The following is a 21,844-nucleotide window of genomic DNA, read 5'->3' on the forward strand; positions in this document are numbered from 1 at the left end:
TCGTCAGGCGTTCTTCACCGCTCTATAGAGATCGAATGCGTAATTGTTGAAGACCGGCCCCCATTGCGCGTCCGGATTGCTTGCGTACCTGGCGGAATTGTTGCCCATGACGATACTGCCGACAGTCCAGGCTCCACCGCTGCTACCGCCATCCATCGGATTACCGAGCATCTGGATGACGCCGCCCGACTTCGTGCCCCTCGTGCCATCGACCCGGTGCATTACTTGCCCCATGGCGTATCCTTTGGGATAACCCATACTCGTCCAGCCGGGCTCGCTCTCCAACGTCTTCATGCCCAACGCCCCCTCGCTGGAACCGGCTGTCCTGAGAAATGCGTAGTCATACTGAAGCCTGGGCGATGTTCCACCGACCCAGAGATCCATAGTGCCCGCGTAGGTGATCGCGTACTTCGTTGCGTAGTTGCCGTTCTTGTAACCACGGTAGAAAACCAGATTACTATTCCACCCACCGGTCTTGAAGTCTCGTACATTATGGGCGGCGGTAAGTAGTATATTCAGTTCCGCGACAAACTGTGCGGTGCCGTAGCGTGTCTGACCGTCACTGTAATCCTCGAAGACGAGTATCCCGCCATATCGATATGGGGAGACCGCCAAATCGGCCTGTGTCGGCGCCGTGCGTGGACCGATGAAGGATCTACTCGAACTCTCGTTCTCGGACTGCTCCTCTGGCTCCTCTTTCGTGATCTCGGCCAGTTCTTCCTCCGACACCCGTGGCATGGGAACGGGGGTCGCTTCGCGGAACAGGCGTCTCTCATCCGACGCTTCCAGGGCTTCGGCCCAGCGGGGATCAATTTCGTGCACTTCGCTCCGGGGCTGACGCTTGGATGCCATTGTCTCCACCCTTCTGTGCTGCCGACGTCGTTCATTCGAAGGCCATCGCTGGGGCTGTTTCTCGAGGCGGCCTCAGTCCGGCCGGTTCAGCAACATGTCCGCTACGATCCATGATGCGCTCCTCGGATGCCGGGATCAAGCGACCGCCGGAACTGAAATGGCGGGCGGAATATCGCTGTCGACAAACCGCCCAGAAGACCAGTTCGCTGCCTTTGTGTCGAATATCGATCAGGCAGTTCTTTGCGGTTTTCACTATTCGGGCACCGCTGTCGGGGGTATTCGACCCCCCGAATCCGCCGTGCCCGATGTTGTGAAACGCCGTATTGTCGAAGCATGGGCGTTCTGGACGATCTCGTGATGCCTGACACGGCCGCGTCATCGGCTGCCTTGGAGGTGGTCTCCGCTTACCAGTCCGCCGCCTTGCTGAACCACTCGCGCCGCGTCTACGTCTGGGCGGCTGCCTACGGCAGCCGGCAGGGCATCCGATACGACGCCGAGTTGCTGTTCACGGCCGCGATGCTCCACGACATCGGCCTGGTGCCGGAGTTCGACAGCCACACCGTCCCCTTCGAGGAGGCCGGTGGCCATGTCGCCCGGGTGTTCGCCGCCGGCGCCGGTTGGCCGAGCGAGCGCCGCGAACGCCTCGGCGAAGTCATCGCCAGGCATATGGAGCCTGACGTGGACGTGGCCGACGACCCTGAGGGTCACTTGCTGTCGCGGGCGGCTGCGGTGGACATCGTGGGAATGAACATCGATGATTTCAGCCCCGCGTTCCGTGCCGAAGTACTCCAGCGGTACCCCCGCCTCGGGCTCGCCGACGAGTTCCTTGCCTGCTTCCAGGCCCAAGCCGACCGGAAGACCGGCAGCTCCGCCGCCCGTGCGATGCAGTCCGGCCTCGCCGCCAGGATGGCGGCGAATCCCCTCGGGGCCGGTTCCGAGCCGACGTCCGAAGAAATTTAGTGGGCAGTAGCTGCGCTCCGGAGGTGATCATCCTGAGATCGTCACGATCGAGCGGAGTCGGGGTGACCCGGCCGCCGACCGCCCACGATTCGTAGCGCGAGGTCCGCGTAGTAGTCGCCGATGTCCTCCGGTGACCAGGAACCACCCTCGTGATACCAGCGCGCGATATCAATTCCCAGCGAGAGCAGAGCGGTCGCGGCCATATGGATGTTCGAGTTCTCGAACACCCCGGCGGCCGCCCCCCGCTCGATCAGGCTCCGGACCTCTCCCTCGATCGCACGCCGGGTTTCCTTGATCTCCTGTTGATGTTCCGGGCTCAGAGCGGCGAGCTCGTAGTTGATGATCCGGGCGACGGTATGGGCGCGTGCGTGATGGATCGTGAACTCCCTCATCACGGCGACCAGTTGCTCGGCGGGGTCCTGTGCCGAAGCGATGGCAGCGCGGACGCGCTCCAGGGTGTCCAGGTGACCGGCGCGCGAGATCTGGTAGAGCAGCTCTTCCTTGGAACGGTGGTACACGTAGATCGCCCCCGTGCTCACTCCGGCGATCGATGTGATGTCGCGCGTCGTCGAGCCGTGGAAGCCGCGTTCGGCGAAGGCGACCACCGCCGCCTCGAGCAGCCGCGCACGGGTCTGGTCCGCGCGCGAGCGGTCCTCTGTATCGGTCACCTGGACAGTATGGCGCTACACGGCGAGCACGAGTTTGCCGGTGTTGGCACCTGTGAACAGCATGTTCAAGGTTTCACCGAAGCGGGCGACGCCGCCGTCCACGACATGCTCCCTGCTCTTGATCCTGCCCTCGGCCAGCCAACCGGAGATCTCCCCGACCGCCTCACCGTAACGATCCGCATAGTCGAAAACGACGAAGCCCGTCATAGACGCCCGGTGAACCAGCAGCGACATATACCGCGAAGGCCCCGGAGGGAGCTTCTCCGCGTTGTAGGCCGAGATCGCACCGCAGATAACGATGCGGGCGCCACGCCGGAGGTTGGCGAGCGCGGCATCGAGGATGTCACCGCCGACGTTGTCGAAATAGAGGTCGATCCCCTCCGGAGCGGCCTCCCGCAGGCGCAGCAGGACGTTCTCACTCCGATAGTCGACGGCCGCATCGAAGCCGAGTTCCTCGGTCAGCATCCGGCACTTCTCAGCCCCGCCGGCGATCCCGATCACTCTCGCACCTTTGATCTTCGCGATCTGACCGGCGATGCTGCCGACGGCACCTGCGGCCGCGGAGACCACCACCGTGTCTCCGGCTCGCAGTGCGCCGACCTCGAGCAAGCCGAAATAGGCTGTCATTCCCGGCATTCCGAGCGTACCCAGCCAGGTCGGACCGCCCGCCGAACGCAAATCGACCTTGTGCACCCCCCGGCCGTCATGGATGGCGTATTCGGTCACGCCGAAAGTTCCGCTGACGGCGTCGCCGACGGCGAAGTCCGGATGCGTCGACTCGACGACGGTCGCGATATCCAGCGCCCGCATGACCTCCCCGACACCGACCGGCGGGACATAGGAGCGCACGTCGTTCAGCCACCCGCGCATGGCCGGATCGAGCGAGATGAAGTCCACCTTGACCAGGATCTGGCCCGGGGACAGCGCGGGCAGTTCCTCGGTTGTCAGGTTCCATGTGCCCGCGTCGGGCAGCCCCGAAGGCCGTTTCGCCAGCCGCACCTGCTGGGTAGTCGTCACGTGATCTCCTCTTGTTCGCCGAACAGATTGGGGCCGAGTTCCGGATCGGCCATCACGGCACCAGCACCGCGACCGTCTCGGCCACACACGCGGGCTTGTCCTAGCCTTCGAGCTCCACCGTCACTCGGATCACCGCCTGCGACCCGATCGTGCCCGGCACGAGCGAAACCAGCTCGACACCGGCTCGGATCCGGGAGCCGGCCGGGACCGGAGCCGGGAATCGCACCTTGTCGGTGCCGTAGTTGACGCCCATCGACAAGCCTCGCACCGCATACACCTGTCCGGCCAGCATCGGCACCATCGAGAGGGTGAGAAACCCGTGTGCGACGGTGGTGCCGAACGGTCCGGCGGCGGCTTTCGCGGGATCCACATGGATCCATTGATGATCCCCGGTGGCATCGGCGAAGCGATCGATCTGTTCCTGGGTCACCGCGTGCCAATCGCTGTATCCGAGGTGGGTCCCGACTGCGGACTCCAGCTCGGACAGGCCCTGAAATACCCGCACAGCTCTCCTTCCTCGGTTCAGTTCCGCGGGCCGCCGGCCACGTAGATCACCTGGCCGGACACGAATCCGGCGCCCTCGCTCACCAGGAACGACACGGTGTGCGCGATGTCGGCGGGAGTGCCGGTACGAGCGACCGGAATCTGGGCGGCCATCGCCGTCTCGAGTTCCTCGAAGGGAATGTTCATCCGGGCGGCCGTGGCCGCGGTCATCTCCGTCTCGATGAAACCCGGGGCGACCGCGTTCGCGGTGACGCCGAACTTCCCGAGTTCGAGCGCGAGCGTCTTGGTGAATCCCTGCAGCCCGGCCTTTGCGGCCGCGTAGTTGGCCTGGCCGCGGTTGCCGAGTGCCGACGTGCTGGACAGATTCACGATGCGACCCCACTTCTGCTCGATCATGTGCGCCTGCACCGCCCGAGCCAGCAGGAACGACCCCCGCAGGTGCACGTTCAGGACGGCATCCCAGTCGTCGACACTCATCTTGAACAGCAGATTGTCGCGCAGGATCCCGGCGTTGTTGACCAGCACCGTCGGTGCGCCGAGATCGGCGGCCACCCGATCGACCGCCCGGGTGACGGCGGCCTCATCGGACACATCGACACCGACCGCGAGCGCGCGGGCACCGGCCGACTCGATCTCGTCGACGACCGGCGTGCAGGCGGTCTCGTCCAGGTCGAGCACGGCTACGGCCATACCGTCAGCGGCCAGCCGCCGGGCGACAGCGGCGCCGATTCCGCGGGCGGCGCCGGTGACGACCGCGGTCCGCTGGGTCGGATCGGTCATGGATACTCCTCGAAGATGTGATCGGAAATTACTGGAGTTCAGGGCGTGTAGACCACGCGGCCGGCGGTCTTGCCGTCCGCGAGTCGCTGCACGGCGTCGGCGATGTCCGCCAGTCCCAGCCGGGCACTGACCAGGGGACGGATCGCACCGTCGGCGGCAAGTGCGGTCAGTGCGCGGTGGCATTCGGCGACGGCGGCCGGGTCCTGGGTGTTGTACAACCCCCAGTGCAGACCGAGGATCGAATAGTTCTTGATCAGCGCGTGATTCAATGCGGCGGTCTGAATCTCGCCGCCGGCGAATCCGACCACTACGATGCGGCCTTCGAAGGCGACGCATTTCGTGGATCGCTGGTACACCTCGCCGCCGACCGGGTCGTAGATCACGTCGGCACCACGACCGCCGGTCACGTCCTTGACGACCTCGACGAAGTCCCGCTGGTGCCGATCGATGACCACGTCGGCGCCCAACTCCTCGGCGTAGGCTGCTTTTTCGGCACCGCCGACGACCCCGATCACCCGGGCGCCGGCGGCCTTGCCGAGCTGGATAGCCGCGCTGCCCACGCCACCTGCCGCGGCATGCACCAGCAGGGTCTCGCCCGCTGACAATCCGGCGCGCCGATGCAACCCGAACCAGCCGGTCTGGTAGCCGATGAACAGCGAGGCCGCCTGCGCGTCATCCAACGACGGCGGCGCGGGGAAGGTCTGGGCGGCCTCCAGCACGGCGAATTCCGCGAAACCACCGTGGGGCAGCGCCGCGCCCCCGAGCACCCGGTCACCGACAGCGATCCCGGTCACGTCGGCACCGAGGGCCACCACTTCGCCGCACAATTCGACGCCTGGCGTGAACGGCAACGGCGGCCGCACCTGATAGCGGCCGCGGCACATCAGTACGTCGGGGAAGTTCGCCGCGGCACCGGAGACCCGCACGACAACCTGGCTCGGGCCGGGCTCCGGAACTCCCACCTCATCGAGCCGCAGCACCGCGCCCGGTTCGCCCAGCGAGTGGACTCGCCATGCCTTCATCCGCGCCATGTCAGACCCCACCGGTCAGCGTGACGCCGCCGTCCACGACCAGCAACTGCCCCGTCAACCAGCTCGCGTCGTCGGAGAGCAGGAACGCCACCACACTGCCGATGTCCTCGGGCACGCCGAGCCGCTTGAGCGGGTAGGCCGCGGCGACCTCGTCCTCCCTGCCGTCGTAGAGAGCGGTGGCGAACTTCGTCTTCACCACCGCCGGGGCGACGGCGTTGACGCGCAGGTGCGGGCCGAGTTCGACCGCGAGTTCCTGGGTGATGTGCGTGAGCATCGCCTTGCTCGAACCGTAGAAGCCGATGCCCGGCGCAGGCTTGAGGCCGGCGACCGACGACACGTTCACGATCGCGCCTCCGAAGTCCTTCATCCACGCCCGGTACGTCTGCTGCACCCACGACAGCGCGGCCAGGCAGTTGACCTCGACGATCTTGCGGGCCACGTCCAGCGGCAGGTCGACCATCGGCCCGAACGCAGGGTTGATCCCGGTGTTGTTGACGAGGAGATCGGCGCTGCCGAAGGTGTCGATCGCGCGCGCCACGGTCTCCGCCTGGTGATCGACGTCATCGGCACGGCCCGCGACGGCCAGCGCACGGTCCGGCCCACCGAGTGTTTTCACCGCTTCGTCCAGGGCGTCCTGTTTGCGGGCGGTGATCACGACTCTCGCCCCCTCGTCCACCAAGCGCTGTGCGATGCCGAGCCCGATGCCTCGGCTCGCGCCGGTGACAATCGCTGTCTTGCCGTCGAATCTGTTCATCAATGCGTCCCTTCGTGGAGTCAGCGGTTACGAGAGGCGCTCGAGCACCATCGCCATGCCCTGACCGCCGCCGACGCACATCGTTTCCAAACCGATCTGCTTGTCATGGAACTGCAGGGAGTTGATCAGGGTGCTGGTGATGCGGGCGCCGGTCATGCCGAACGGGTGACCGACCGCGATCGAGCCGCCGTTGATGTTGAGCTTGTCGAAGTCGACGCCCAGCTCACGCGCCGAGGGAATGACCTGGGCGGCGAACGCTTCGTTGATTTCGACCAAGTCGACGTCGTCGATGGTCATCCCGGCCCGGGCCAGCGCTTGCTTCGACGCCTCCACCGGTCCCAGGCCCATGATCTCGGGCGACAGCGCGCTGACTCCGGTCGCGACGATCCGAGCCAGCGGCGTCACGCCGAGTTCGGCGGCCTTGGTGTCGGACATGATCACGACCGCGGCCGCGCCGTCGTTGAGCGGGCAGCAGTTGGCGGCCGTCACCGTCCCGTCGGGCCGGAATACCGGCTTCAGTTCGGCGACCTTCTCCAGGGTGACTCCGGGCCGCGGGCCATCGTCCTTGGCGACGACACTGCCGTCGGGCAGGGTGACGGCGGTGATGTCGCGCTCCCAGAATCCGTTGGCGAGGGCGGCTTCGGCGAGGTTCTGGCTGCGGACACCGAAAGCGTCCTGTTCGGCACGGCTCACGCCGCACAGTTGCGCCACGTTCTCCGCGGTCTGCCCCATCGCGATATAGACGTCGGGCAGGAGACCTTCCGTGCGCGGGTCGGTCCAGATCTCGCCTCCCGCGGCGAATTTCTCGGTCCGGCGCCCCGCGTCGGCGAATACCGGGTTCTGGGTGTCGGGCACGCCGTCGGCATTGCCCTTCACGTAGCGGCTCACGGTTTCCACACCGGCGGAGAGGAACACGTCGCCCTCGCCGGCTCGGATCGCGTGCAGCGCCATCCGGGTCGTCTGCAAACTCGACGAGCAGTACCGGTTGACCGTTGTGCCGGGCACCCGATCCAGGCCGGCCAGAATCGCCACCACCCGAGCGAGATTGAAGCCCGACTCGCCAGCGGGCTGGCCACACCCGAGCATCAAATCGTCGATGCCGTTCGGACCGAGTGCGGGCACCTTCGCCAGCGCGGCCCGCACGATCTGCGCCCCCAAGTCGTCGGGCCGGAGATCCCGCAGGGAACCCTTGCCGGCGCGACCGATCGGTGACCGGGCGACAGAGACGATGACGGCTTCGGGCATGACTGCGAACCTCTCGAGCAAGTTACTGAGCGCTTGTTAACCTCCCGACACCATGCTGGACGGACCGGCGGTGGTCAATACGTCACTGGCGATTCGAGCTGTGACACAGGGCACATTTCGTCCCGGCTGCTGCTCGGACGGCTCAGCGGGCGGTTCGAGGGCCGGTGGGATCGGCCACCGATAGAGCGACTCACGCCGGTATTTCGAGTCCGAACGTCGACCACCGGCCGCGGACATGTCGCGGCCGGTGGTGGCGGAGAACGGGTCAGCGCCGCTGGTCGCGATAGGTCTCCAGCAGGCGCAACCACACCTCGCTGATGGTGGGGAAGGGCGGGACGGCATGCCAGAGCCGGTCGATCGGGATCTCGCCGGTGATCGCGACGGTGGCCGAGTGCAGCAGTTCGGCCACGCCCGCGCCGGCGAACGTGGCGCCGACCACCACGTGCCGGTCCGGGTCCACGAGGATCCGCGCGCGGCCCCGATAGCCGGGAGTGTGCTGCACCGCCCCGGCGACGCGGCCGATGTCGTAGTCGACCACGTCGACCTTCCGCCCGGAGCGCTCCGCGTCCTCGGTGGTGAGGCCGACGGCGGCGATCTCCGGGTCGGTGAACACCACCTGCGGTACCGCCACCCGGTCGGCGGTGCCCGTGTGCCGCCCCCATGGACCTGTCTCGAGGGCGAGTCCGCGGGCCCGGTCCGCGATGACGGCGCCCGCGATCCGTGCTTGGTACTTGCCCTGGTGGGTGAGCAGCGCGCGGTGGTTGACATCGCCGACCGCATAGAGCCAGTCCCCGCCTGCCGCGGTCACGGTGAAGGTGTCGTCGGTGTCGAGCCACTGCCCAGGCGTGAGGCCGACGGTCTCGAGTCCGATGTCCTCGGTGCGAGGTGCGCGCCCCGTCGCCAGCAGCAGTTCGTCGGCGATGATCCGGCTGCCGTCGCCGAGCGTGAGGTGCACACCGTCGTCCGGTCCGCCCGCCCGTTCGGCGTGCGTGATGGTGGTGCCGAACCGCAGCTCGGCGCCCGCCGCGCGCAGCCGGTCGGCGACCAGCTCCGCGGCGAAGGGCTCGACGCGGGGGAGCAGCCGGGACTCGCGGGCGACGACCGTCACCTGCGCCCCCAGCGTCTGCCACGCCGTGGCCATCTCGGCAGCCACCACGCCCGCGCCCAGCACGACCAGCCGGCCGGGCACCGCGCGGGCGCTGGTGGCCTCCCGGCTCGTCCAGGCGCGCACCGTGTCCAGCCCTGGCAGCGGCGGCAACGCCGCGCGGGTGCCGGTGCAGACGGCCACCGCGTGCCGGGCCTCGAGGTCCAGCGTCGCGCCGCCCGAGGTCTCGACCGTCACCCGGCGCGCGCCGGTGATCCGCCCGTGCCCGCGCACCAGGGCGATGCCCGCGGAGCCGAGCCAGCCGACCTGGTCGCGGTCGTCCCAGTCGGCGGACATGCGATCGCGGTGTGCCAAGACGGCCGCGGCGTCGAGGGGCCGGGTGAGCGCCGCGGCGACGCCGGGAACCCGGCGGGCCTCCGCGTGCAGCAAGGCGGGCCGCAGCAGCGCCTTGCTGGGTTCGCAAGCCCAATAAGAGCATTCGCCGCCGACCAGCTCGGCTTCGACGATGACGGTGCGCAGTCCGGCTGCGCTGGTTCGGTCGGCCACGTTCTCGCCGACCGGGCCTGCCCCGAGGACCACGACGTCGTAGGTCCGAGAGTTCTCGTCTGTCATGGCAGTGCTTTCGTCTCGCTCGTCAGCGGCCGGGTGCCCGCTGGGTGACTTCCTGCAGGAACCAGCTGTTGCCGTCGGGGTCGTGGAAGGCTGCGAAGGAGCCGTAGCTGGCGCGTTGCGGGTGCGCCCCGGGGACACGCTGCGCGGTGCCCGCGTGGTGGAACACTCCGGTGGCATCGCGGAACGGCCCCTCGACCTCGACGCCGCGTTCGCGCAACTCCGCGATCGACCGCTCGATATCGGTGACGACCAAGTGCAGCCCGTGCAGCGTGCCGGGCGACGCGGCCGCCACGCCGGTGCCGAAGATGATCGAGGCTTCCGAACCCGGCGGCGTCACTTGGACGACCCGGTACCCCTCGTCCACCGTGAAGTCGGCGTCGAGGCGGAACCCGAGCCCGGTGTAGAAGTCCTTCGCGCGGTCGACGTCGGCGACGGGCAGCACGACGACTTCCAGTTTCATGTCCACGATTGCGGCTCTCCTGTTCTCGTGGTTATCGGCGCGCACCCTGGGCGGCCTGTTCGATGACGTCGGCGACGACGCCGGGATGGGAGACGGCCACCGAATGCGAGGCGGCCACTTCGGTGACGTGGGCGTGGGCGCGTTCGGCCATGAAGCGCTGGGCCGCGACGGGAATGTTGCGGTCCTCGGTGGTGATCACGTCCCAGGTGGGCTTGTCGGTCCAGGCCGCCGCCGTGGCGGGCTCCTCGAGCGCGGACTGCGCGATGGGGCGTTGGGTAGCTGCCATGAGGGCCGCGCGATCGGTGTCGACGTCGGCGGCGAACTGGTCGTGGAACGCGTCCTGCCGGATGTAGAGGTCCTCGCCCGGCGTACCGCCGGCCCCGGTGATCGGAATCCGGCCCAGGGCGGCGGGCAGGGTCGATCCGGGGAAGCGGCCGGTCAGGTCGAGCGCCGTCTCCCCGGGTGCGGGCAGGAATGCCGCTACGTAGACGAGCGCCGCGACCTGGGGATTGCCTGCTGCCGCCGCGCTGATCACCGAGCCGCCGTAGGAGTGGCCGACCAGGACGACGGGTCCGTCGATGGTGCCGAGCAAGGCCTCGAGCGCGGCGGCGTCGGCGGCGGGGCCGCGCAGCGGATTCGCCGCCGCCACAACGTGATACCGGTCGTGGGTGAGGCGCTCGATGACCTCGTTCCAGCTCGAACCGTCGGCGAAGGCCCCGTGTTCGAGGACGATGGTCGGTCTCGGCGCGTCCGGCGTGGGGCCGGCGTGGGTGGTGGTGCTCGCCGTGCACGCCACGGCCAGTGCGCCCCCGGCCACGACGGCCGTCAGCGCGGTCACCACGCGAGCGACCCGGTGGATACGGACGCCGCGGCGTCGGGTGTCTTTCATGATGGCCTCTCTCGGATGTGTCAGGCGGGCAGGCGCAGGCTGTGGTCGAAGAAGGCGGTGAGCTCATCGACGACCGGGCCGACGTAGCGTTCGTCGTCGTACAGGTCGACGTGGCTGGCGCCCTCCACCCAGTGGATGCGTCTCGGTCCCACCGCTGCCTGGAACGCCTCGACCGCCATCCACGCGGTGACGGCGCGGCGGCCGACGACCATCAGCAGTGGGCGCGCGCCGATGAGCGGCACCGCGGTGAAGGCGTCGAAGAACGCCATCCGGTCCACGCTGGCCCAGTCGAAGAACCGCGCTGCCCGGGGATGCTCGCCGCGCGCGGTGCGGTAGTAGTCGAAGCCCTCCGCGCCGTGCTCGCCGCCGATCGCGTACGCCTGCTCGACGGTTTCTGGGAACAGGTAGAGCGGATCAGGCCTGCCGCCTGCGGCGGCGATGGTGCGCGCCCGCGCCGCGGCGTCGAGCATGCCCTGGAAGACGGCGGGGTCCTGGGTTCCGTCGGCGCCGAGCCGGAACTGCCGGGCGATGTCCACGCCGCTGACGGTCGCGATCGCCTTGATCCGGCGATCACCACCGGCCGCGCTGAGGGCGTAGCCGCCGGAGGCGCAGATGCCGAGCACGCCGATGCGTTCGCCGTCCACCTCGGAACGGGTGGTCAAGTAGGAGACGGCGGCCTTGATGTCCTCGACGCGGTGCGCCGGATCCTCCAGGCCGCGTGGCTCACCACCGCTCTCACCCTGGTAGGCGGCGTCGAAGGCCAGCGTCAGGTAACCCCGTTCGGCGAGGCGTGCGGCATACAAGCCCGCCGATTGTTCCTTGACGGCGGTGCCCGGATGGCCGACGACGACCGCGGGCAGTGCGGTCGAGCCGGTCTCCGGGGAGTACAGGTGCCCGGCGAGAGTGATTCCGGCGCTGTCGAATTCGATGCGGGTCCGAGTCATCGGAAGCTCCGTTCAGTGCGGGCCGTGGTCATGAGGTTGCTCCTGGGCGTTGATACGAGGTCTGGACCGGCGGGACACCGAGGTCCGGTGGCCCGGTGGGGCGGGCCGTGCCGCCGGTCGACGGTGCCGGCTGCCTGTCGAGCATCGCTGCCGAGGGCACAGCACCGAATCCGTCGGATGACGCAGCGGTGACGTATCTTCCCCGGTGCCTGGGCGGTTCGCGCTGGGCGCGCGAGCGGTCGAATGACCTCGGTATCGCGGCTGCGCGAAGGCGTCGCCGCACTGGAACCGACCGGTTAGTCTTGCCGCAGGCGCGAGAGGAGCGACCCGACATGGAGTCATGTGCCGCGGCGATGGTGGGCCGCGACGACGAGCAGGCGCGACTTTCCTCGTTCGTGACAGCCCCGGGCGGTCGGTCGCTGATCCTGCGCGGCGAAACCGGTGTCGGCAAGAGCGCGCTGCTCGCCCACGCCGCCGACCTGGCCGAGCGCGCCGAGTACCAGGTCCTGCGCGTGACCGGCGTCGAAGCCGAATCCGAATTGCCGTACGCGGGGCTGCACCAGTTCCTGTATCCGCTACTGGCGCACACGCACGACCTCGACGAGGGGACTCGCGCCGCATTCGACGCCGTCTTCGGGCAGCGGGCCGGGGATCCGCCCTCGGTCATGACGCTGGGCATCGCCGTGCTCAACCTGCTCGCCGCGGCCGCGCGGGAGCGGCCGCTGCTGCTGGTCCTCGATGACGGCCAGTGGCTGGACACCGCCAGCGCCGAGGTGTGCGGTTTCGTCGGACGCAGGCTCACCGGCAGCGCGGTGAAGATGCTGATCGCGCTGCGTGCCGACATCCCCGCCCGGCTGGATACCGCCGCCTTGCCCGAGACCACGATTCCGCCGTTGTCCGAGCAGGCAGCCGCCTGCCTGCTCGATCAGCGCCACCCGGGATTGAACGCGCGTACTCGCCGCCTCACCCTCGAGCACGCGCGCGGCAACGCACTGGCTCTGCTGGAGTTGCCCGCCTACATCGCCGCCGCGGCGGACACCCCCGACGACGTCATCGACGAGCTCGCGGTTCCCCTGCCGAAGCGGTTGCAGCGCTTGTACAGCGGGCGGATCGCGGCGCTCCCCGAGACCGTGCGCGCGGAGCTGCTGAAAGGCGCGCTCGACGGGGTGGGCGCGCGCGCCACCGCGACCGCGGGGCCGGCGAGCCGCTACCGGATGCGCGACGCCGAGGAGGCGGTGCGCCTCGGGCTACTCGAAATAGACTTGCGCACAGGTGATTTCACGTTCAGGCATCCGCTGGTACGTTCGGCTGTAGTGCAGCAGGCCACACCCAACCAGCGGCGGGCCGCGCATGCCGCACTGGCGCTGGTGCACCGCGACGACGTCGAGCGCCGCGCCAAGCATCTGGCGGCGGCCACCATCGATCCTGACGAGCAGGTGGCGGCGGCGCTGGAGGCGGCGGCCGAATCGGCGACCCGCCGCGGCGGGGCGCTGGCGGCGGTGGCATGGCTTACGCGCGCGGCCCAGCTCAGCGAGAACCACGAGGACCGTTCGCGCCGCCTCGGCGACGCCGCCTTCGTCGCCGGGCACGCGGCCCGGCTGGGCCAAGCGCAGCGGATCGTGCAGTCGGATCCGGCCCCGGGCGGGAACGAGTCACCAGCCGCGGTGCTGGCCTCGGCGTACTCGGCGCTGTACGAGGACGGTGACGTACGCACCTCGCACCGGCGGGTATCGGCCGCGATCGAGGAGTTGTCCGCCCACCGCGCGCGCGAGCATCCGGAGGTGCTGGTCCGGCTGGTGAATTTGCTGCTGGCGATCAGTCAGTACGCCGGCAACGCCGCGATGTGGGCCCGGACCCGTGACCTGCTCGCCGGGTTGGGCGAGCGACTGCCGCCGCGTTCGCGGATCTACCGCGACTCGTGGAGCGATGTGGTGCGCCACGGCGCCGGCGTGGCGCAGCCGGTGCAGTCGGCCGCGGCGCGGCTGCCGGACCTGGAACCGTGGGATGTCACCCGGCTGGCGGTCTCGTCCTATCATCTGGACATCGCCGGGGAGTACCGCCCGTACCTGCAGCGGATCGTCGACCGGGAGCTGGAGACCGGTGCGGCGGCCAGCGGCATCGTCATGCTGCACCTGATCATGCTCGATCAGACGCTGACCGGTGAATGGGACGCGGCCGAGCACACCGGGCGGCGGTCGCTGCAGCGGGCCGCCGACCTGGGCTACGACCTGTTCGCCCAGCAGAGCCGCGGCTACCTGGCGCAGCTGGCGGCGCTGCGCGGGCGCCTCGACGAGGCCCGCGAACTGCAGGCGGTGGTCGATTCCTGGGCCAGGCCGCGTGGTCTCGGATTCCTCACGCAGGCCGCCGACGCCGCGGGCACCACAGCGGCGCTCACCGCGGGCGATTTCGAGGCGGCCTATCTGCACGCCATCGGCATCACACCGCCGGGCGAGTTCGCGCCGTACGCCTATCAGGCCTCGCGCAGCCTGCTGGACCTGGTCGAAGCCGCCGTGCACACCGGGCGCACGGAGGAGGCGCGCGCACATGCCGCCGCCGCGTGGGACGCCGGTCTGCCCGCGATCTCACCGCGCCTGGCGATCCTCACCTTCGGCGCCACGGCGATGACCACCGCCGACGACGCGCGCGCCGCCGACATGGTGGCTCGTGCCGAGAGCCATCCCGCGGCGGCGCGTTTCCCCTTCGAGCTGGCACGGATCCGGTCGGCGCACGGGCTGCGCCTGCGGCACGCCAACAGCAAGACGGCGGCCAGGCACTATCTGTCGGCGGCGGCGGATTCGTTCGATCGGCTCGGCGCTCCCGCGTGGGCCGAGCGCGCGCGGGCCGAACTGCGCCCGCTCGGTGTGAGCGGGGCCGGGGCAGCGGCGGAGCCCGCCACGTTGACCTGGCAGGAGCGCCGGATCGCCGATCTGGCGGCGGCCGGACTGACCAACAAGGAGATCGGCGTACAGCTGCATCTGTCGCCACGGACCGTCGGCTCACACCTGTACCGCATTTTCCCGAAACTGGGCATCACGACCCGCGCCGCACTCCGCGACGCGCTCACCCGCGTGCCGGAGGTCCGTGCGGCGGGTAGCCCGCAGGACTGAGCGCCGACCGATCAGGCCCGGATGCCGTGGTCGGTCAGCCAGCCGAGGACGTGATCGGCGATCGCGGGCCACCCGCTGTCGATCACGAGGGAATGCCCGCGATCGGCGAACTGCGCGAGGTCGCTCACCGCCACGGAGTCGCCATAGCGCTTGTACATCGCCCGCGTCATCGAGTCGGGCGCCAGGAGGTCCTCCTGCCCGGAGACCAACAACAACGGTCCGCGGGTCCGGTTGCCGGTGTCCACCGGCAGGTCCGGCTGCCCGGGTTCGCTTCGCGCGCCGATGTCACCGAGCAGCCGCCGGGGCATAGGGACGACGTGCCGGTCGAAGAGTGCGGCGGCCTCGCTCGCCTCGACCGCGTTGGCGAAAAACTCCTGGAATTCGCGCCGGGAAAGGCTGGCCGGCGTGCCTGGGGATTCCGGTACGGCGGGCCATGCGAGGACCGGCCGGGTGAGATCGCCCGGCGGGATCGGCGCCAGTGCCACGGCCGCCCGAGCCAGATTCACGCCGAGTAGATACTGGGCGATCAGACCGCCGACACAGTGGCCGATGAGCACCGGGGGAGTGTCGAACGAGCGCGCGACGCGCGCGTAATGCGCCGTCAGTGCCGCCAGTCCGAGACCTCGCCACCCGGAAGGATCGGCGCGGGTCGCGGCCACAGTGTCCGGCTCACCGGGCCACCGGGGAGCGCTCACCGCGTACCCCCGGCTCGTGAGACACCGTGACCACCCTTGCCACGACGACGCGTGCAACCACGCGCCGTGCAGCAACACCACGGGTGTTCGACGCGCGGATCTCACAAGTGGTCGGCGTCGATGATCGCCTGGGCGAAGGGCTTCGGGGCCTCCTGCGGCACGTTGTGCCCGATGCCGTCGAGCACCCGGTGCTGATAGCGACCGGTGAACCTGCCGCGGTAGGCGGCGCCGTCCTTGGCCGCGCCGTCGAAATCGCTGGCCAGGGTGATGGTCGGCACCGCGATGGCCGGAGCGGCCGCGAGTTGCTGCTCGTAGCCGTCGTACTGCGGTTCGCCCGGCGCCAGTCCCAGGCGCCAGCGGTAGTTGTGGATGACGATGTCCACGTGGTCGGGATTGTCGAACGCCGCCGCGCTGCGATCGTAGGTGGCGTCGTCGAAGTCCCACTGCGGGGAGGCGTTGCGCCAGATCAGCTTGTTGAAGTCGTGCCGGTTGCGGGCGTAGCCTTGGCGACCGCGCTCGGTGGCGAAGTAGTACTGATACCACCAGCCGAGTTCGGCTTGCGGGGGCAGCGGCTGCTGGTTGCCGGTCAGTGAGGTGACCAGGTATCCGCTCACCGAGACCAGGGCCCGGCAGCGTTGCGGCCATAGCGCGGCGACGATGTCGGCGGTGCGCGAACCCCAGTCGAATCCGCCGAGGATCGCCGCATCGATACCGAGGGCGTCCATGAGATCGACCACGTCGCGGGCGATCGCCGACTGCTGGGCGTTGCGGACGGTCCGCTCGGATCGGAACGTTGTCGGGCCGTAACCGCGCAGGTAGGGCACGATCACTCGGTAGCCCGCCGTCGCGAGCAGCGGCCCGACGTCGGCGTAGCTGAAGGGATCGTATGGCCAGCCGTGCAGCAGCAGCACCGGTGTGCCGGTGGCGGGGCCGTACTGGACGTATCCGACGTTCAGCAACCCCGCCTCGATCTGCTGGACCGGGCCGAGCGTCGTGTGGGCGCCCGCCCCGGCCCGCAGAGCAGCGCCCGCCTGCGCCGTGGCGGGCGTCGGCTCCGCTGCCGAGCAGGCGGCGAGTGAGCCGGCGGCCACCCCTGCGGCGCCCACCGCCAGGGCTCCGCCGAACAATCGTCTGTTGATGGTCATCGCAACTCCTTCGCAAGGCTCCGGCTCCTGACCGCATCCGGTCACCACCGACGACGCTAGGCAGCGCCCGTATCCCGCCGCGTCTGTCGGATGACGTAATCGGTGACTGCCGCTGCCACACGGATGACTGTCGGTCATCGCCGCGACCGGCGCCGCGGCGCATTCGGCCTGGGCGGCTCCGCCCGGTCGCGAACGACTCGGTCGAGTTTCGGCCGCTTCACGCGGCGGGCCGATGAGCCGCCATCACGTGAGGAGTTGCCGCTCGGGTGCGATGCGTCGAACGTTCCTTCGGCGAAACGACGCCGCACGGGCCCTACCGCCGGTTATCGATGTCCTCGCGGTCCCCTCATCCGCGGAAACACATCGCGAGACGAAAGCTCAGAGACACCGCCCCCCATGGTCGCCGTCGCCCGAGGCGCATCGGACCAGAACTTCCGCCGGTCCCGACGGAGGCGTTCGACGGCGCCAGATAGCGCGGAAATTTCGCGTGAGTACGACGGTGTCGTCCACTCTCACTTCTGTGAGGGTTCCATTGCCCAGATCGGACGCCGCGATCAACCGGCTCAGCACCGCGGGTGCGACCCCGGCCCGGGCCGACGCGACGATGGTCGCGGCCGAGCCCAGTTCGGCGGCGGGACGGGCAGGCTGGCATGCGGCGCCCAGGATCTCCCAGACTGTGTCGCGGGTGCCCGAACCCGGCTCGCGCCACAGCAGGGGAGTGGTGGCGAGTTCGCGCAACGTCACCGGACGGCGGCGCCGGGCCCACGGATGGCCGGGCGCGACGACCACGACCAACTCGTCCACGCCGAGCACCCGACTGCCCATGCCGGGTGGCGGATGCGGCCCCTCGACGAAACCGACGTCCGCCCGACCGCTCCGGACCGATTCCGCGACCTGCCTGGAGTTGTCCACTTCGAGGGACACCGCCACCTCGGGATACGATTCGCGCAGGACGCCGAGCCACTGCGGGATCCTATGATCCGCAAGGGTTTTCGACGCCGCGATGCGCAGGTGCGGAACCTGGGCCGCGTGCAGGGCGGCCACGCCCGCACCGAAGGCCCGCGCCGCGTCGAGCACAGCTCGTGCGTATTCCACGATCGAGCGCCCGGAGTCGGTGAGCGCCGATCCGGTCGGCCCGCGATCCAGCAGTCGTAGCCGCAGCCGCCGTTCCAAGGCGCTGATCCGCATACTCGCCGCCGGCTGACTGATGCCGTGCCTGCGCCCGGCCGCGCCCAGGCTGCCCAGCTCCGCCACGGAGACGAGCAGGTCCAGCACCTCCAGATCGGGTGTCCCCGGCGGCAACGTCATGGGCAGATTATGAGCGGTCGCGACGGCCCGGGATCCGCCGCCCCATCAGCGTGGCTTATGAGGTGCTGTCATCACGACAGCTACCGGAACGAGCGGTTTGCCGCGATCGTCTCGAAGATGACGATTGTTCGCCGGCACGGTCCCGGTCTTCTCGCGGCGGCCGGTATCGCCACCGCCGCCACCTACGCGGGCACGGTGTGGCCCGCCCTCGGCGCGCCAGTGCTCGCGTTGACCGGTGGCGCGATATTCGGGGTGTTCGCGCGCCGAGCAGGGGACGAGCGTTTTGCGCCGGGCCTGGCCTCCGCGCAGGAGCGATTGCTGGGTGCCGCCATCGTCATGATCGGGCTCGGCCTGCCCGTCGGCGCCGTCGTCAGCGTGGGCCGGAGCAGCATGCTCGTGCTGCTCGGCACACTTGCCGTCGGCGCGCTGGCAGCGGTCGTCGCCGGCAGGCTGCTCGCGCTGGACCGGGAGTCGGCCGTCCTGGTGGCGGTGGGCAGCACCATTTGCGGCGCCTCCGCCATCGCCGCCGCCACCGCCGTCCTGAAGCCCGATCGCGATCGCGTCGCCTACGCTCTCGGCACCATCTTCGTCTTCAACGTCGTCGCCGTGCTCGTCTATCCGCCACTGGGGCACCTGCTCGGCATGTCCGAAGAGGCGTTCGGCCTGTGGGCGGGCACCGCCATCAACGACACATCCTCGGTCCTGGCCGCCGGAGTGGCCTTCGGTTCCGGCGCAGCGCATTTCGCTGTCATCGTCAAGCTGGTCCGCAGCCTGGCGATCATTCCGATGTGTGTCGGGCTGTATCTCGGAGTCCGCCGCGACGGCGGCGGCGCCACTCCGCTGTGGCGCACCATTCCGCTGTTCGTCGTGCTGTTCGTCGCCGCGTCGGCCCTGGCCGCCACCGGCGTGATTCCCTCGTCCTGGACGCCGCCCCTGAGCCACCTCAGTGCCTGGTTGATCGCCGTAGTCCTGGCCGCCATCGGGACCACCCTCACGCCGCAGCGTCTACGCACCGCGGGCCACCGTCCCCTGTTCTTCGGCGGGATCCTCGCCCTCACCCTCGGCATATCCAGCCTGGCCCTGCAACTCGCCACCGGTTGGCGGTAACGGTCCGCCGAGCATGCCGTGCCCAGCGATCGCTGGAGACGGCACTTGCGCTCAGCTCAGTGTGAACGTCGCCGTACCCGAGATCTGCTCCATCTCCCGGTTGTTCGAGTCCAGCGCGACGATTCGAGCCTCCACCCGGCCGACGCCCGGCGCCGTGCCGAAACCGACGATCACGCCGTCCACCGTGTCTTGGACGACACCGTTCACGACGCGGTGCTGCTGCCCGTCCGCATACCCGGTATCGAGGTTCTTGAAGCGCACCGCAACCTTCCAGTCCGAGCAGCCTTCTCCGGCCTGGGTGACGTTCACCCGCACACCGAATGTGCCGACCTTCTCCTGCCGCACGGTGACCGCGTCGATGATCGCGGAGCAACTCGTCGGCACCAAGCGCGTCAGAGTCGGCGAGAACGGAAAGCCTGGGTCATGCGGTATGGCGGTAGAGGGCGCTGCGAACCCGACCATCCCGGTGGCGGCCACCGCTGCGACGACACCGGCACGAGCCGAAAATTGTTGCGACTGCTTGGGATTGAGAGACATGTCCGGTTTGTCGGGTCACCGGCAGCCGGTGTTACAACAGTCGTCGCGTATGTGGAATCACTGTACGTCTGGTCCCCGCAGCTGCTCGCTGGTCGGAACGTCGTCTCGAGTACGCGGGTCCGCGGCAAATCTGCCACCGTGTCATTGGCGTCCGGACGGAACCTGCGTTAACCACAGAGATCGACCTGCGGAACGGTGAGTAGATGCCTCGCTGCAATTACTGTGCCGCCCAGCACATCATCGTCGGCCTATTCGCAGGCGATGCCATCCTTATCGCGGTCCAGCTCTGATCTGTAGCCGGGTTCTCCCCGCCGTAGCGGCGCGGCGCCCGCGGCCTTGGCGGCGGCGCAGTTGGAGTAGTAGACGCTGGGAGCTGCCGGTCGAGGTGGCACCGGCACGGCCGCCGCCGGAGGTGTCGGTACCACTGCCGCGGGCGGGACAGGTGCGACCGCAGCCGGCGGCGAGGTGGAGGCTTTGGTCGTTTCCAGTGTGGTCGGCGGCAGTGGTACGTCAGTGGTTGTCGGCGGCAGGAGTGTCGTGCGACCGGCGGATACGACTGATGTGGAGACGAGTGTTGTGGTGGTTGGGGTTGATGCGGATTCGGCACCACAAGCGGCGGCTGTGAGCGTCACTGCCGCGCACGAAAGGAGGGCGGCAACATGTCGTCGTGTTGATGTCATGGTCTCTTTCCGAGGTAGGGGTGTATCTCCGAGTGCAGGCGCATGCCGCCGCGTCGACGAAAGGTGATGTGCAGCCATGACGCACCGTCATCTCATTGCACCTTGCGTTGTCGGCTTTGGTTCCGTCCCGCAGATTCTGCGTGGTGCGCAACTCGGGAACTGTCAGCCTTATCGGAGTTGGCCCGGGTTGTGTTTCGGGTATTCAACGCAGTTGGTCTCACCCCTGTGGTTCGCCTCGGCCCGATCGCCGGTGGTCCTGCCGGTTGAACCGCACCGCTCTTCGTAGTCCTTCTTTTCGACCCGGTTGATTCCGAGCCCAATTACCGGTCCGACGGCGAGACCCCGCGCATCCGTCACCTCGGAAGTCACTGCGTCGAGACGGATTCGTCGTCACATCGAGTGGAGCTGGGCACGGATGGTCAGTGTCCATCCCGTCGGTGATATCGGGGCCGAGCCAGTCGCGTGGAATCCGCATGGAACAATGAGGATTGGATCGACTACGTGTCCCAAGTAGCCGACGAGCGCTTGGTACTGCGGCACGCCCCGGTGACAGGTTCGATCACGCGGCCTGGTTGGTCGGAGGGGGTCACGATGGTCTCGTATTCGACTGGCGCCAGACGGCCGAGTGCGGTGTGCCGCCGATGGCATGGCTCCGCTGGATCCAGCTGACGACGCAATACGCAATTCCTCACGCTGCGCTACGGCCCGGCGTTTGAGTGCGTTGCGCTACTTCTCGTAGTCAGGGCGCGGACCGCCGACTATGAAACTTCCACGCGTCCCGCACGATGTCGGTGATCTCTGGTTTCTGTGGTGTCCAGCCGAGTTCGCGTTGGGCGAGTTGGGAGGAGGCGTAGAGGGTTGCGGGGTCGCCTGGTCGTCGTGGTGCTGTCTCGATGTCGAACGGGATTCCGGTGACGTCTTGGATTGCTTGGATGACTTGGTGGTTGGAGTAGCCGATGCCGTTGCCGAGGTTGTAGATCTTGTGTTCGCCGGGGTGGATGTTGTCGAGGGCGAGGAGGTGGGCGTGGGCGAGGTCGGTGATGTGGATGTAGTCGCGGATGCAGGTGCCGTCGGGGGTGGGGTAGTCGTCGCCGTAGAGGGTGAGTTTGTCGTGGTGGCCGAGGGCGGTGTCGAGGGCGAGGGGGATGAGGTGGGTTTCGGGGTTGTGGCGTTCGCCGATCATGGTGCCGTCGCCGCAGTGGTGGGCGCCTGCGACGTTGAAGTAGCGCAGGGAGATCGCGCCGAGTGTGGAGGCGCGGGTGTAGGTGGTGATGGCTTTGTCGATGGCGAGTTTGGTGTCGCCGTAGGTGTTGACTGGGTTGGTGGGTGAGGTTTCGAGCAGGGGCAGGTGGGTGGGTTCGCCGTAGACGGCGGCGGTGGAGGAGAAGACGAGTCGGCTGACGTGGGCGGTGTGTATGGCGTCGAGCAGGGCGAGGGAGGCGCG

General features: G+C 68.7%; 22 protein-coding genes. 4 read left to right on the top strand and 18 right to left on the bottom strand.

The features are described from left to right. Positions 1-3 precede the first annotated feature (3 nt). On the bottom strand, positions 4-852 hold the full coding sequence (locus ABZ552_RS29005; protein WP_357441158.1) for a hypothetical protein: 849 nt from the start codon (positions 850-852) through the stop codon (positions 4-6). A 94-nt stretch (positions 853-946) separates the two neighbouring features. On the opposite strand from ABZ552_RS29005, the gene ABZ552_RS29010 reads away from it, so the two are divergent. Both ABZ552_RS29010 and ABZ552_RS29015 read left to right on the top strand, forming a co-directional pair. Next, a complete protein-coding gene (locus ABZ552_RS29010) occupies positions 947-1,210 on the top strand; it encodes a hypothetical protein (protein WP_357441161.1) in 264 nt (87 codons plus the stop codon). Beyond that, the gene (locus ABZ552_RS29015; protein ID WP_281873284.1) at positions 1,186-1,812 is read left to right on the top strand and encodes an HD domain-containing protein; all 627 of its coding nucleotides are present in this window, start codon (positions 1,186-1,188) and stop codon (positions 1,810-1,812) included. The genes ABZ552_RS29010 and ABZ552_RS29015 overlap by 25 nt, the downstream gene beginning before the upstream one ends. Positions 1,813-1,853: 41 nt before the next feature. Here the strand turns inward: ABZ552_RS29015 and ABZ552_RS29020 are convergent, their stop codons facing one another. The 11 genes from ABZ552_RS29020 to ABZ552_RS29070 all read right to left on the bottom strand — a co-directional run bounded on the left by ABZ552_RS29020 (position 1,854) and on the right by ABZ552_RS29070 (position 11,821). Next, positions 1,854-2,480, bottom strand: a complete 627-nt coding sequence (locus ABZ552_RS29020) for a TetR/AcrR family transcriptional regulator (protein ID WP_357441164.1) — start codon at positions 2,478-2,480, stop codon at positions 1,854-1,856. A 15-nt stretch (positions 2,481-2,495) separates the two neighbouring features. After that, positions 2,496-3,497, bottom strand: a complete 1,002-nt coding sequence (locus tag ABZ552_RS29025; RefSeq protein WP_357441166.1) for an NADP-dependent oxidoreductase — start codon at positions 3,495-3,497, stop codon at positions 2,496-2,498. Between the two features lie 100 nt (positions 3,498-3,597). After that, the gene (locus tag ABZ552_RS29030) at positions 3,598-4,002 is read right to left on the bottom strand and encodes a MaoC family dehydratase (protein ID WP_357441169.1); all 405 of its coding nucleotides are present in this window, start codon (positions 4,000-4,002) and stop codon (positions 3,598-3,600) included. 17 nt (positions 4,003-4,019) lie between these two features. Continuing rightward, positions 4,020-4,781 carry a 3-oxoacyl-ACP reductase FabG gene (gene fabG, locus ABZ552_RS29035; RefSeq protein WP_357441172.1) on the bottom strand — a complete coding sequence of 254 codons (762 nt, stop codon included), beginning with the start codon at positions 4,779-4,781 and terminating at the stop codon, positions 4,020-4,022. Positions 4,782-4,819: 38 nt separating this feature from the next. Continuing rightward, positions 4,820-5,803: an NADPH:quinone oxidoreductase family protein gene (locus ABZ552_RS29040; RefSeq protein ID WP_357441175.1), complete on the bottom strand. Its 984-nt coding sequence runs from the start codon at positions 5,801-5,803 to the stop codon at positions 4,820-4,822. 10 nt (positions 5,804-5,813) lie between these two features. Further along, positions 5,814-6,569: an SDR family oxidoreductase gene (locus ABZ552_RS29045; RefSeq protein WP_281873274.1), complete on the bottom strand. Its 756-nt coding sequence runs from the start codon at positions 6,567-6,569 to the stop codon at positions 5,814-5,816. A gap of 24 nt (positions 6,570-6,593) precedes the next feature. After that, the gene (locus ABZ552_RS29050; protein WP_281873273.1) at positions 6,594-7,811 is read right to left on the bottom strand and encodes an acetyl-CoA C-acetyltransferase; all 1,218 of its coding nucleotides are present in this window, start codon (positions 7,809-7,811) and stop codon (positions 6,594-6,596) included. Positions 7,812-8,076: 265 nt separating this feature from the next. Further along, positions 8,077-9,528, bottom strand: a complete 1,452-nt coding sequence (locus ABZ552_RS29055) for an NAD(P)/FAD-dependent oxidoreductase (protein ID WP_281873271.1) — start codon at positions 9,526-9,528, stop codon at positions 8,077-8,079. A gap of 22 nt (positions 9,529-9,550) precedes the next feature. Continuing rightward, entirely contained in the window at positions 9,551-9,988 is a 438-nt protein-coding gene (locus tag ABZ552_RS29060; protein WP_281880999.1) for a VOC family protein, read from the bottom strand. 31 nt (positions 9,989-10,019) lie between these two features. Continuing rightward, a complete protein-coding gene (locus ABZ552_RS29065; RefSeq protein ID WP_281873268.1) occupies positions 10,020-10,877 on the bottom strand; it encodes an alpha/beta hydrolase in 858 nt (285 codons plus the stop codon). A gap of 20 nt (positions 10,878-10,897) precedes the next feature. Continuing rightward, complete coding sequence (locus ABZ552_RS29070; RefSeq protein ID WP_281873265.1) at positions 10,898-11,821, bottom strand: alpha/beta hydrolase; 924 nt, start codon at positions 11,819-11,821, stop codon at positions 10,898-10,900. Between the two features lie 332 nt (positions 11,822-12,153). On the opposite strand from ABZ552_RS29070, the gene ABZ552_RS29075 reads away from it, so the two are divergent. Beyond that, on the top strand, positions 12,154-14,928 hold the full coding sequence (locus ABZ552_RS29075; protein WP_281873264.1) for a LuxR family transcriptional regulator: 2,775 nt from the start codon (positions 12,154-12,156) through the stop codon (positions 14,926-14,928). 11 nt (positions 14,929-14,939) lie between these two features. Here the strand turns inward: ABZ552_RS29075 and ABZ552_RS29080 are convergent, their stop codons facing one another. The 3 genes from ABZ552_RS29080 to ABZ552_RS29090 all read right to left on the bottom strand — a co-directional run bounded on the left by ABZ552_RS29080 (position 14,940) and on the right by ABZ552_RS29090 (position 18,076). Next, positions 14,940-15,728, bottom strand: coding sequence for an alpha/beta hydrolase (locus ABZ552_RS29080; RefSeq protein WP_357441181.1), 789 nt, complete (start codon positions 15,726-15,728; stop codon positions 14,940-14,942). After that, on the bottom strand, positions 15,725-16,768 hold the full coding sequence (locus ABZ552_RS29085) for an alpha/beta hydrolase (RefSeq protein WP_281873262.1): 1,044 nt from the start codon (positions 16,766-16,768) through the stop codon (positions 15,725-15,727). Before ABZ552_RS29085 ends, ABZ552_RS29080 begins: the two co-directional genes overlap by 4 nt. 378 nt (positions 16,769-17,146) lie before the next feature. Beyond that, positions 17,147-18,076 carry a LysR substrate-binding domain-containing protein gene (locus ABZ552_RS29090; protein ID WP_281873261.1) on the bottom strand — a complete coding sequence of 310 codons (930 nt, stop codon included), beginning with the start codon at positions 18,074-18,076 and terminating at the stop codon, positions 17,147-17,149. Between the two features lie 117 nt (positions 18,077-18,193). Here ABZ552_RS29090 and ABZ552_RS29095 point away from each other — a divergent pair, with 117 nt between their 5' ends. Continuing rightward, positions 18,194-19,183: a putative sulfate exporter family transporter gene (locus ABZ552_RS29095; RefSeq protein ID WP_281873260.1), complete on the top strand. Its 990-nt coding sequence runs from the start codon at positions 18,194-18,196 to the stop codon at positions 19,181-19,183. A gap of 51 nt (positions 19,184-19,234) precedes the next feature. Here ABZ552_RS29095 and ABZ552_RS29100 read toward each other — a convergent pair whose 3' ends face one another. The 3 genes from ABZ552_RS29100 to galE form a co-directional block, all read right to left on the bottom strand. Then, positions 19,235-19,570 carry a hypothetical protein gene (locus ABZ552_RS29100; protein WP_281873258.1) on the bottom strand — a complete coding sequence of 112 codons (336 nt, stop codon included), beginning with the start codon at positions 19,568-19,570 and terminating at the stop codon, positions 19,235-19,237. Between the two features lie 398 nt (positions 19,571-19,968). Next, positions 19,969-20,478 (bottom strand): excalibur calcium-binding domain-containing protein, encoded by a 510-nt coding sequence (locus ABZ552_RS29105; protein ID WP_357441185.1) that lies wholly within the window; start codon positions 20,476-20,478, stop codon positions 19,969-19,971. A 661-nt stretch (positions 20,479-21,139) separates the two neighbouring features. Beyond that, a partial coding sequence (gene galE, locus ABZ552_RS29110) for a UDP-glucose 4-epimerase GalE (protein WP_357441188.1) occupies positions 21,140-21,844 on the bottom strand: 705 nt, incomplete at its 5' end.

It is taken from the genome of Nocardia sp. NPDC019219, from assembly GCF_040632645.1.
Lineage (GTDB): Bacteria > Actinomycetota > Actinomycetes > Mycobacteriales > Mycobacteriaceae > Nocardia > Nocardia sputorum.